Genomic DNA, 13,908 nt, shown 5'->3' with positions numbered 1-13,908 from the left:
TGTTGAACCCCGGTTTTAGTGGGGTTGTCAGCAACAAGAACAACCTCTCCTTTTTCATTGCGTATCCATCCCCCAACTCAAATTAAACCCGAGTATGTCCCCTTTTATACCCGTTTTAAAATTGGCATTTTTTGGATGTTTATCATTATCAGAATCGACAATTTATCTGGGTTTTGCTTCGGAATATTTGAAACAATTTAAATTGCTCTCTTTTGAGAATCATGCCCCAGTAAAAATAGATTTAAAACCCGAAATCTATAAATTTGAATCGTTTGTCCAAAATTATCCTTCAGAACCTTTAGAAACTCAACCCGAACCCGAACCTGAACAAATTATAATTTTTGTTCGTCAGATTGAAGTGACCGGAAGTACCGTTTTTGATGAGTCAGATTTCGATCCGATTGTTGAACCGTTTGAAGGTCGAGAATTAACCTTAGAAGAATTGCGACAAGTTGCCGATGAAATTACGCAACTTTATATTAATCGGGGGTATATCACATCTATTGCCAGACCTGTTTCTCAAAGGATTGAAAATGGCGTGGTTGAAATTCGAGTTACAGAAGGTCGGTTGTCAAATATTGAAATCGAAGGAACAAGACACTTAAATCCGAGTTATGTTCGCAGTCGCATAGAATTGGGTGCGGATGTTCCCTTAAATGTTCAGAAATTAGAGGATCAATTGCGGTTACTGAGAGTCAATCCTTTATTTAGTAATATTGAAGCAAGTTTGCGTCCGGGTGGGGAAGTTGGAGAAAGTATATTAGTAGTTAGAGTTGAGGAGGCTAGGCGGTTTTTTGGAAGTGTCAATATTGATAATTATTCGCCTCCTAGCGTGGGCGGTGAACGAACGGGAATTAGTTTGGGATTTCAAAATCTAACCGGAATTGGCGATGATGTAGCAGCTTCTTATTCTCGTTCGACTACGGGAGGAACTGATGTCTATGATTTTGCTTATCGACTTCCAATTAATGCCAAAGATGGTACAATATTATTACGGGTTTCTCCGAATCGAAATGAAGTGACTCAGGAACCTTTTGATGAGTTGGATATTCGCGGCACTCAAGCCCGTTATGAATTGGCTTATCGACAACCCATTATTAGAAATCCTCGGGAAGAATTGGCGTTATCGTTGAGTTTTGCCATCCAAAATGGTCAAACTTTTGTGTTTGAAGATGTACCGCGACCGTTTGTTATCGGCCCCGATGAAGATGGAAATAGCCGAACTCGGGTGATTAAATTCGGTCAAGATTATCTCAAACGGGACTCGGAGGGATCTTGGTCTTTGCGATCGCAATTTAACTTTGGAATTGATGTTTTTGATGCGACTGTAAACGATTCTCCCATACCGGATAGTCGATTTTTTAGTTGGTTAGGACAGGTACAACGGGTTCAATTAGTGAGTGCCGATCATTTAGTCATTATTCGGGGCGATCTTCAGCTTACTGCGGATAGTTTACTTCCCGCCGAACAGTTTGTAATTGGGGGCGGAAAATCCGTTCGAGGTTATCGACAAAATTTGCGAACTGGGGACAATGGATTTCGGTTTTCGATAGAAGATCGAATTACTTTGAGGCGAAATTCTGCTGGCGATCCGATCATTCAAATTTCACCTTTTTTTGAGATGGGTTCCGTTTGGAATCAAATTGATAATCCCAATAAATTACCCCGTCAAACTTTTTTGGTGAGTACGGGTTTTGGGTTTTTATGGGACCCATTTCTGGGGGTAAATGGAATGAGTTTGCGGCTTGACTACGGTTTTCCTTTGGTCGATTTTCGCGATCGGGGCGATAATATTCAAGATGATGGGATTTATTTTAGTATTAACTATCGATTTTAATCTGTTTGTCTGTTGTAGACTAAACTCATAGTTTCTCGCTTAAAAATTGTGTTCAGACCCGAGTGCCGTCTGATAGTTTTTCACCTACCAAGGGCTACCAATTATCGTAAACGCCGCCCAAAAGTGAGGCTGAGAAAACGTTTCAATATTAGCATTGACTAATTTTTCAGGTAAAGGAATTTCTCGATCCGGTAAAATTAGGCGCGAACCTTCTATGCGAACTTCTCCCCGAATTAAAGCAATTTGAGCTTGTCTTAAAGCTTCGGCTTTTATCGGCGCTTGGGTTAATTTTTGATAAAAGTCAGCCATGAGTGCAAAGGTCGCTACATCATTAACCCTCCACAAACTGGCGACCACTGACTCGACTCCCGCTTTCGCCGCAAACCCGGCAAATCCTAACTCAGCTTCTAGATTTCCCAAAGCCGTTTCGCAGGCACTTAATACTAATAATTTTACGGGTGGTTGATTCAATCCTAAATTTCGCACTTGGTCGAGTCTGAGTTTATCATCCCAAAACTGAATATAAGAATTATTCGGTTGTCCGGAATTAAATTCGGCATGAGTGGCTAAGTGAATAATACCAAAGGGGGTCGCTTCTTGCTCTTCGATTAAATTTTCAGTTGTGAAGTTTTCATTCAAAAATAATTCTCCATTTCCAAAAATATCTGTAATAGCTTTGATTTCTGCTGACACCCCATACAAAGGAGATAAGCTAGAGTCAGCCGGAAATTCTTCTGAACCCATTGCCAAAACACGAGCGTTTCTAACATTACTAAAATTAGTTTCCGTTAGGGTTATACTGGGTGCGAGTCCGACACTGTATTTTTCAACAATAAATTGCTCCCCATTATGTAAAGCGGCGAGGGGTAAAGTTCTTAATCCTTCATCCATAATAAAAACTAAGTTGCCAATTTCTTGAGCAGTTAATTCGGCTTCTAATGGGGCAATTAACCATTGATAAAATTGTTGAGCATGGGGTAAGAAAGAATCTTCACTCCAGCGAGTTGAAGGAAAAATTTCATTCAAAAAACTATCTCTTTCTAACAAAACTTGCCGACGAGTTACTCCGGGTATTCGCTTACGAATGGGTTGACCTTCTCCCGTCACCAAGATTAATTCGAGTTGGTCTGTTCCTCTCGCTGGAGAAGAATTTTCCGATTGATATTCTCTCGCATCAATCTGATTTTGTTGAGCTTCTATATTATATTCAACCGGAACAAAATTAACATAAATAACGGCGGGTTTAATTCCTGTAATTTCGGCAATTTGACTCAACGCATCACGGGTTTCAGCTAAACTGTTTGCAGGTTTACTGGCGGACATTCCCCAGTATTCTTCAAAATCTTGAGTGTATCTCTGTTCAACTTCTGTAACTTCAGCATTAACTGCTAGCTCTTTAATCGGTGTCAATGGAACATCTATATTATCAGTATCGGATGTATCTGTATTATCAGTATCAGATGTATCTGTATTATCAGGATTGGATGTATCTACATTATCAGTAAACTGTCCACGTGGTATTCGTGTATCTATATTATCAGTATTGGGTAAATCTATAGTATTAGATGTGTCTATATTATCATCAGTATTCTGTTCTATATCATCATTATTCTGTTCCATATCATCATTATTCTGTTCCATATCATCAGTTTGAAGAACGATATTTCCGCGCGTAAAAGATTCGGGAAAAGTTTCCCCAGACTCAAGGGTAAATTCACCTGTTGTAATGGCGGCTGCTGTGCCATTATCATTCTCTGTTAGGTTAGTATTTCCTATTTCAAAACTAGCAATCGGTTCCTCGGCTAACCCACCTCGATGTCGAATCGTAATTGAACCGCCTCCCTGTCCGCCTGCGGTAGAAATGCTGGCATTTATGTTATTTTGGTCGAGAAAAGATTCAGTCACTCGCACAAATCCGCCTGTGGATTCTAAAAGTACATTTCCCCCTCGACCATTCGGCCCACCTTGGGCGTCAATAAACTCAACTTCAACATCACCAACCGGGTCAAGAATCACGTTTCCACCATCCCCAACAGTACCTCTACTATTGATTTGACCTGTGATAATTGCAGTGGGAGCGATAACAGTAATATCACCCCCTGTTGAACCGGAACTATTCAAATTTTCGGTGGAAATTGTTCCCTCTGTTGCGGTTAAATTAATGTTACCGCCTTGACCTTGAGGATTGTTAGAATTGAGGTCTATTTCACTATTAATTTCGGTTCCTGATAGGGTAATATTTCCTCCGGTTGTTTGAATATTTCCACTTCCTAAGAGTTGAATAAAAGCCGGACTGTTGATACTAAAATTACCACCATTAGTCTGAACGTTGGGATTGTTTAAAGAAAAGTTTTGATTAAAATTGAGAGTAATATTACCTCCTCCTGTGGTTAAATTCACCGAACGACTAACCAAATCATTAGCATTAATTGAACCGTTGGTTGTAGTCAGGCTAATATTACCGTTAGGATTGATAATATTACTGACATTAATATTTTGATTGGCATTAAATGTAATGGCGGCGTTATCCGTTCCTGTAATTGTAAATCCTGTGGCTTCAATAGAACTTGTACCAGATTGAAGATTAACAGTATCTTGGAACAATACATTTCCAGCAGCAGTAATTGTTCCTGTATTCTCGCCACCTATTTGAATTGAGTTGAAACCATTTTGCAATAAGTTTAACTCGGTATTCGTTAAATTTAAAACACTCTGATTGTCATTGCTACTTCCTCCGATTTCAATCGAAAAATTGGAACTAAAAGGCTGTAACGTTAAGCTGGTATTCTCACCGGAGACATTATTATTAAAGTTAATTTCGTCACCCGTTAAGGTAATATCACTTAAGAGGTTAACTGCATCACCGTAGTTTTGACCGTTCTCTCCCGTTGTGGTGATATCAGCGTTAAGTTCAGTTGTTCCTACTGTATCTGTGGTTAAACTATTGGCGTTAACGGTAGCATTAAATCGACTAATTCCACTACTATTAACGGTGATTTCACCTAACGCATTCTCACTGGTTCCAACGGTATCTAGAGTAATATTTCCGTTGGGTGCATTGAGTGTTAAATTGTTACCTGTTCCTGAAATTGGACTATTATTAAAGTCAATATCGCCATTATTACTACTAATTTCAACATCAGTATTTAGTACAGTTCCACCCGTTGCTTGAGTAAAGTTAATCCTATTATTTGTCGTAATATCACCGTTAAGCGTTGTTATTCCTGTGGTTTGAATATCCAGTAAATTCAGAGTCTGATTGTCTCCGAATGTACTCAAAATAATATTACCATTACCCGCACTCAGTTGTAAATTAAAATTACCATCAACCGTTCCAGTTCCAAAATTAATAATTCCATTTCCTAAACTTGTATCAATCTGAACGTCATTGGTTAAAACAACATTGGTTGCATTTTCAAAGGTAATTCCATCAGTTCCACTGATTCTAATATTACCGCCTAAATTCGTTAATCCACTGGTGTTAATGGATAAAATATTTAAAGGAATATTATTTCCAACTGTTCCCAATGTAATATTACCAGTTCCCGCATTAAGTTGTAAATTAGAATTACCATTAATGGTAGCATTATTAAAGTTTATACTGCCATTTCCTGAAGCGGTATTGATAATCACATTATCTAACAAAATAATATTTGTAGCGTTTTCAAAAGTAATTCCATCAACCCCATCAATATTAATATCACCTGCTAAACTCGTTTCACCAGTAGTATTAATCAATAAAGAATTTAGAGGAATATTAGTTCCTACTCTGTTTAAAGTAATATTACCATTTCCCGCATTAAGAATCAGTTGATTTACGGGTTCTGTGGCTTCAATTGGAACACCTGAAAAGTTAATATTTCCATTGACGCTATTGGTTTGCAGTGTTACTGAACTCTCCGCAATATTAACAGTTGATGCACCTGTAAAGTCTAGATTATTATTGGTAAAAATATTACCAAATAAATCTACAATATTGGCGTTACTAATCGTTAATTCTCCTAATTCATTCCCCTCTTGACCAACATTATTAAGTGAAATATTCCCTGATGTATCTAGAGTTAAGCTATTTCCTGTTCCCGTTATCGGACTATTCTCAAACGAAATATTTCCGGTGTTGCTGGTAATATTAACATCTGTATTAAGTTGGGTTCCACCTGTGGCTTGAGTAAAATCAATATTATTATTAATGGTGAGATTTCCATTGAGAGTGGTTAAGCCAGATGTATTAACGGTTAAACTTTCAGGGGGAATACTATTACCAAAAGTACCTAAATTAACTTGACCACTTCCCGCATTAATAATTAATCCGCCACTTCCTTCAACAGAAGCATCCGAAAGGTTAATATTTCCATTATCGCTATCGGTTTCCAGGTTAACTGTTTCATTATTGAGGTTAATTGTTGTTACACTGGGGAAGTTTATACCCCCATCTGTATAGATATTACCCAACAAATTAACAATATTCGCATTGGTGATAGTAACGCCTCCAATTTCATTATTATTCTCACCAACATTATCCAGAAAAATTTCTCCCCTTGTATCCAGAGTTAAGCTGTTTCCTGTTCCGGTTATCGGACTATTTTCAAATGATATATTCCCGTTATTGCTGGTAATAACAACATCAGCATTGAGTTGAGTTCCACCCGTTGCTTGAGAGAAGTCAATATTATTGTTTGTTGTTATATTACTATTTAAAGTCGTTAAGCCAGTGGTTGTAAGGCTTAAAGAATTAAGCGGGGTATTATTTCCTACTGTTCCTAAGTTTATCTCACCGCTACCCGCATTAAGTTCTAGGTCAAAATTTCCATCAATGCTTGCTTGACTAAAGTTAATTATTCCATTTCCCGAACTTGTATCAATGATAATATTATCACTTAATTGAACAGTTGCAGTGTTTTCAAAGTTCACACCATCGGAACCATTAGTTGTAATATTTCCCCCTAAATTAGTTTGACCTTGACTGTTAACGGTTAGGGAAGATAAAGGTTGATTATCTCCGACGGTTCCGAGTGTAATATTACCCGTACCGGAGTTGAGTTGTAAGTTAAAGTTTCCGTCAATTGTTGATGTAAAGTTTAGATTTCCATTTCCATTACTACTATCTAATGTCACATCACCCAACAAGTTCACCGCATCGTTATAGGTTTGGTTATTTGTGGTGGTAATATTTCCATTGAGTTGAGTTGAACCCCCCGCATCTGTGGTTAAACTATTGGCGTTAACCGTTCCGCTAAATTCGGTAATTCCGCTACTATTAGCGGTAATATTTCCAACGGGTTGAGTTTCGCCAATTGTCCCCGAAAAGCTAATATTTCCCGTTCCTGTTGTTAGGGTAAGGTCAGAATTTCCGTTAACATTTCCGTTAATACTAATATCGCCGCCACCTGTATTATCAGTATCCAGTGTTGTGTTTCCGTTGAGGTTAATTTCATTACCTTGAATGGTAATATTTTGGTTGTCCGTTGTAATGGCTTCGCTGAGATTAATTAAGTTAGCATTGAGGGTAATAGAAGCATCCTCCCTTCCGGTGATTATCCCGCCAATATTAATCGAACCCTCGGGAGATTGTAGGGTTATCGGGTCATTAAATGTCACCCTATTTCCAATGGTAATAGTACCGGATGAGTCGGTTCGTCCGATGGTAATTGAATTAAATCCGTTGTTCAATAACCCGAGTTCATTTGAGGTTAAATCAAGGGTTGTAGATGCTTCGCTGTCTGTTCCATCAATCGTAATATTTTGATTGGCGGTAAAGGGTTGTAGGGTTAAATTCCCATTTCCTGAAATTGTCCGATTATTTCCACTAATATCAAAATCAATCTCATCTGCGGTGAGGGTTAAATTATTATTTTCGGCGACAACACCGACATTATTAAAGGTAATTGTTTCGGTTCCCGCGTTAATGGTTTGGTTGCTATTTAAAGTTAAATTTGCACCATCTGGACTCAACACTTCTTGTTCCCGTCCGATAAAGCTACTGAAGATAATATTTCCGCCAATACCGCCATTAACAGATGAATTAATATTTCCGACAGTGATGTTACTCACTCCCGTATTTTGACCCGCATTCAGGTTAACAACTCCTCCACTTCCATTAATAGAAGTTGTGTTGATTTCACCCGTTTGGAGAGTGGCTGTTCCACTCCCTGACTGAACATCTAGATTAACATTTCCGCCATTTCCACTGTTAGATGAGGTATTAATTGTTCCGGTTGTAATCGAATTTGGAGTTAAATTTTCTGTAGAGTTGTTCCCCGCTAAAATATTAAGATTTCCGCCATTTGTAGTAATATTTCCTGTGGTGACTTGTCCAGTATCACCAATTGAGGTTAAGTTAATTGCTTCGCCTTCTGTTGAGAGTTGACCGACATTAATTTCACTATCTGCATTCAGAGTAATAGAAGCATCATCGGTTCCGATAATTCCTGCATTATTATTTGAAATGATTAAACCACTCCCCGCTTCTAGAGTAACGGAGTCGGAAAATTGAGCGTTATTTTCAATTAAAATATTACCATTAAAATCAAACCGTCCAATAAAGATAGACTCGAAATTATTTAAAGCAGCTAAGTCAGTGGTTGTCAGGTTGAGTGTTCCTGTCTCGGTATCCGTTGAACCCGCAATGGCTATATTGCTAACGGTATTGGGTTCGAGAGTAATAAAGTTTCCGGTAACTGAATTATTACCGCCTTCAAAGTTAATTTCATCACTGGTTAGAGTAATATTATCTGTGGTTAACGCATTACTAAATGTTACATTAGCTGCACTATTAATTTGCAGTATAGAGAGAGGAATTAAATTGCCAATTGCATTGTTAAAGTTAACATCTCCAACCCCTGCGGTGAGGTTTAATGTTTCTATATTTGGATTCGTTCCATTGACAGTTCCAAGAATGGTAATATTTGCACCCGGTTGATTCAAATTATTAGTCGTATCGAGATTAACAGTATTTACTCCAACAACAACGCTATCATTAATTGTAATGGGATTTCCAGCGGTAATAATATCAGCATTGAGTATGGTTGTTTCCCCTGAACCTGTTAAGGTAATCGAAGCATTATCTAATCCGGTTAAAGTCCCATTAACAATAATATCACCCAATGGTGTTTGTAGGGTTAAAGGGTCATTAAAGGTAACGGGATTAACAACAGTAATGGTTCCACTACTGTTATCACGTCCGATAGTAATTGAGTTGAATCCATTTTGAATTAAGTCAATTTCAGCTTGAGTTATATTCAGAGTTGTGGTGTCAGTGTTATCAGAATTTGCGATATTAATTCCTCGGTCTGGGGTAAAGGGTTGTAGGGTTAAATTTTCACTTCCTGAAAGGGTGCGATTATTATCAACATCAAAGTTAATTTCATCTGCGGTGAGGGTTAAGTTATTATTTCCCGCAGCAATACCGACATTATCGAGGCTAATTGTTCCCGTTCCCGCGTTAAAGATTTGATTGTTATTTAAAGTAACAGTTGAACCATTTTGAGTCTGAGTTATAGTACCATCATTTGCAGTAATACTGGTGAAAGAAATATTCGCACCCTGACCCGTTAGAATTGCAGGATTAATATTACCAATTGTTATCGTACTATTTCCACTATCAGAACCAGCATTGATGGTAATAAAACCTGTCTCACCATTCGTAGAAGTGGAAATTAAATCATCGGTTTGTAGGGTAGCTGTTCCACTCCCTGACTGAACATCTAGGTTAATATTTCCGCCGTTAGTTGTTGTTGATGAAGTGTTAATATTTCCGGTTTGAACTAGAGTTGATTCGGTTGTAAATCCATCACCAACTTCGAGATTAAAGTCTTGACCATTCGTGAAAATATCTCCTGTGAGAATTGCACCATTATTAACATTTAACTGAATAACTTCTCCATTGGTTTGAAGGTTGCCAATATTAATTTCACGGTTAGCATTTAATGTAATTGAAGCATTATCTGTTCCGGTAATTCCACTATTATTACTCGATAAAATAGAACCGCTACCTGCTTGTAGGGTTACAGGATCAGAAAATAGTGTATTTTCTTCAAGATTAATATTCGCCTGTAAATCAATCCGTCCAATGATAATCGAACTAAAGCCATTGATTAAGTTGAGGTCGTTTTGAGATAAGTTGAGGCTAGTATTGTTTGGGTCGTTTTCTGTTCCCAGAGTAATTTCTTGATCTAAACTAAAGGGTTGTAATATGAGGTTTCCACTTCCAGCAATTAATCGATTATTTCCACTAATATCAAAATTAATCTCATTTGCTGTTAGAGTTAGAGTGTTACTTCCTGCTTCTACTCCAACGTTATCAAATAATATTGTACCCGTACCTGAATTAAATTCTTGATTACTATTAACAATAAGAGTCGCCCCGTTGGGAGATGCTGTTGAGTTTTGGCTACTACTAAAGGTAATATTACCTCCACCTGTACTTAAGTCTCCCGTGATAATAATTTCACCCCCATTTCCTAACGCATTGAGATTGATATCTCCTCCACTACCTCCACCCGATGTATTAATTTCACCATTAATGGTAATTGAACTAGATTCAGTTGCAGTTTCATATCCTGCGGTAAAATTAACTGTTCCTCCGTTTGTACCTAAGTTACCTACTATATCGGAATTTCCTATTATAATTTGACCACCATTTCCTAACGCATCCAGATTAATATCTCCTCCAGCGCCCCCACCCGATGTATTAATTTCACCATTAATGGTAATTGAACTAGATTCAGTTGCGGTTTCATTTCCTGCGGTAAAGTTAACACTTCCTCCATTTGTGCCTAAAATACCTGTTGTAATTTCACCCCCATTTCCTAACGCATTGAGATTGATATCTCCTCCACTACCTCCACCCGATGTATTAATTTCACCATTAATTGTAATCGAACTTGATTCGGTGGCGTTTTCATTTCCTGCGGTAAAATTAACCGCTCCTCCTCCTGTAGTTATAGCAGGAAATCCTTCGAGAGCATCAAGGGTAATTGTGCTATTATTTCCTAAAGAATTCAGAATAACATTTCCCCCACCTGTTCTGATAGTAGCAAATTCTTCTGGAGGATTAAAACTTTCTGGAGTAGCAATAGTAATAGAACCGCCTTGAGTTGCTGTGTCATTTCCTGCTGCAAGAGTAACGTTTCCTCCGGTAGTATTCAAATTTCCTACCGTAATTTGAGCATCATTTCCCCGTGCATTAAGTTCAATATTAGCTATACTATCGGCTGGATTATTAGGATCTAAACCCGGATCAATATCATTCCGATCTGTATCTATTGATCCTATATTAATCTGACTTCCTTCACTATTAGTATCACCAACGGTAATATCAATCTCTCCTCCGGTTGTGCGGAGATCCCCTACATCTAAGGTACTATTATTTCCAAAAAGTCTAATATTAATTTCTCCACCTCTAATACTGGATGTCCCAATGTAATCCTCTACTCTAATTGAACTAGATTGAGTAGCTGTTTCACTCCCTGCATTAAGGTTAATTATTCCTCCTGATGCTGCTATTCGCTGTACTACAATTTCACTGCTATTTCCTAACGAATTGAGAGTAACTGTTATGGGAAAAGGAGACATTGTAGAATTAATATCACCGCTTATTTTAATAGAACTGCGTTGATTAGCTGTCTCATTTCCAACCGTTAGTGTAATATTTCCTCTCTCTGTAACTATAGCCGCAAATTGATTATCTATGGCTGCCAATCCATTTGTAATAAGAATTTGACCACCATTTCCCGAAGCTGTCAGGTTGATCTCTCCTTCTCCGTTTGTTACCAGTGGAGTAGTAAGATCAACTTCTGTAGTATCATCATCTGGTGTTTTTATATCAATTAAACTGTTGTTTCCTAAAGCATTAATTTCAATATCTCCTCCTCCAGAATCATCAGCAGATGGGAAAATTCCACTGTTGATTTGACCATTGACTTGAATTGAACCTCCCTGTTCTGCGGTGTCATTTCCCGCAGTCATCGTGATAATTCCTCCGTCTGTAGCTATGGCTGCAATATTGTTATCATTGGATTGAACAAAAATTGTGCCGTTATTTCTTTCAGCATTCAGAGTAACATTTCCCCCCGGAGGTGTTGTTCCCTGAGTAGATATTCTTCCCATCGTAATTTCTACTCCCGAAATGGTGAGGTTTCTTCCCACAGTATTAATGGATTGAGTTTGATCCATTAAAAAATTACCACTGTTATTATTGTCTGCATCGGCGGTAAAAGTAATTGAACCGTCCCCTTCTACAAAAATGAGAGAAACCCCATTTGCAATTGTTATATTTTCAGTGGCTTCTAAAGTTACATTTCCAGTTTGCTGTTCTAGCGTCGTAGAATTAACGGTAACGTCTTGATTGGCTAAATCATCTTGAAAAATATCAGGTAATCCCTCATCGACTCCCGGAGAACTGGGTTCGTTGGAAATTGTAATATTTCGAGGATCAAGTAATAACGTCCCAACACTTCCATTGACCGCCGAAGTATCAACAATTCCATCAAAAATTAAACTTTCTTTCCCCGAAACTTCAACAAATCCACCATTCCCTAACTCACTCCCCCCTCTTGTATTAACATTCCCATAAAACCCCGTTACTTCATCGGCCCAAACAATAACCCGTCCGCCATCTCCGCTTAATAAACCATCTGCATTAATAATCGTATTGCGATTAACAAAGGTTCTTAACGCATTGGGAACCTCTCCCTGTCCTTTATACTCTCCGCCTATTAAAACCGTACCGCCCCCATTGGTTCCAGAGGCGTTAATATTAGCATCAACTACCCCAATTCTTTCCCCAAAAACCCCAACAGTTCCGCCTGTTTCTCCCGAAACATCCACCTCTCCAGATGCAATAGTTGTCCCAGAATTGACGGGAACGGTGGTATTAGAAACGGTTAAGTCTACACTTCCATCGGAGTTAACTTTTGCCACCATGTCATACCCACTCGCCCCTCTTGTTAATAAATCGGGTAAACTGGTAATCGGAATTGACCAATTATTCGGTTGGCTGCTACCGGGAACTATCGGTTGAATTTCTAAACTTAAAAGTTGTCCAGCCTGACTAATTCTAACAAAATTTTCACCGGGAACCGAAGTAATAATCACCTGTCCTTCCGGGGCTGAAAGTTGTCCGGCGTTAACAACCGTTCCGCCCAATAATGTTAGATTTTGTCCCCGTTCAACGGCTAAGGTTCCTAAGTTAATCACGCTTCCGGGGTTAGTCATTGTAAAAGCAAACCCCGTCGGATTTCCCATTAAGATTTCGTAGTTATTTAACCCTTCGGCGTTGAACCATTCCTCGCCAAATTGCACCCCGTTGGCTGTCGTTGCGGTAAAATCACCGGGAAGATTTAACTGAGAGTTCGGCCCGAATAAAATCCCCGATGGATTAATTAAAAACAGGTTAGAACTGCCCCCCGTCATCTCTATTAAACCGTTAATAATAGAGGCATCCCCACCCACAACCCGACCTAAAATGTTGCGAATTTCGGGATTAGATAAAAAGTTAGCAATTTGACCTTCATCCAGTCCAAATTTCTCAAAACTATGAAATAAATTTTCCCCATCTCCCGAACGAGTTCCCCCCTCAATATTGAAGCGATTTCCATCGGGCGTAACCACCGTTCCCGTCCCATCATTTGCGGGAGTAATAGCCTGGGCGAGGAGAACTTCAGAACCCGGAACCGGATAAACTTCGGAAAAAGTATCAGAATTTACAGCAAAACGTTCTGGGAGTTGGGAAGAAACCGCAAAGGTGGGTAAACTACTAAAAAATGTAATCGGTAATACAGATAACACCCGAGAGAAAAGGCGAACCGAGGTCATAATAGCTACCAACTTAAGGCGAACAACGGAGTAAGTTAGCGATATGAATTGAGAATAAGCCTAGCTGCCCCACAGCCTACCATAAATTTCTGTTCTGAAAAAAAAAGAAATTGTTAGGATCAATCCCCGCATTTACACAAATTTATCTTTTAGATGAACAACTGTAACCCTCACTGGAAAGCGATCGCCTGTCCAATAATATTTTAGTGCGGAATCTAAAAAACCCGGTTCAAAGTCGGAGCGCAGGATTAATATTA

The 13,908-nt window shown here is 38.6% G+C and carries 2 protein-coding genes; one reads left to right on the top strand and one right to left on the bottom strand.

Features of this window, described 5'->3' with window-relative positions:
* Positions 1-94 precede the first annotated feature (94 nt).
* Positions 95-1,837, top strand: a complete 1,743-nt coding sequence (locus ACL6C3_RS17735; RefSeq protein ID WP_413160313.1) for a ShlB/FhaC/HecB family hemolysin secretion/activation protein — start codon at positions 95-97, stop codon at positions 1,835-1,837.
* Between the two features lie 84 nt (positions 1,838-1,921).
* On the opposite strand, the gene ACL6C3_RS17730 is transcribed toward ACL6C3_RS17735, so the two are convergent.
* Positions 1,922-13,651, bottom strand: a complete 11,730-nt coding sequence (locus tag ACL6C3_RS17730; protein ID WP_413160311.1) for a CHAT domain-containing protein — start codon at positions 13,649-13,651, stop codon at positions 1,922-1,924.
* Positions 13,652-13,908 lie beyond the last annotated feature (257 nt).

It is taken from the genome of Capilliphycus salinus ALCB114379 (assembly GCF_047276495.1).
Taxonomy (GTDB): Bacteria; Cyanobacteriota; Cyanobacteriia; order Cyanobacteriales; family Microcoleaceae; genus Capilliphycus; species Capilliphycus salinus.
This window is presented reverse-complemented; position numbering and strand designations above follow the sequence as displayed.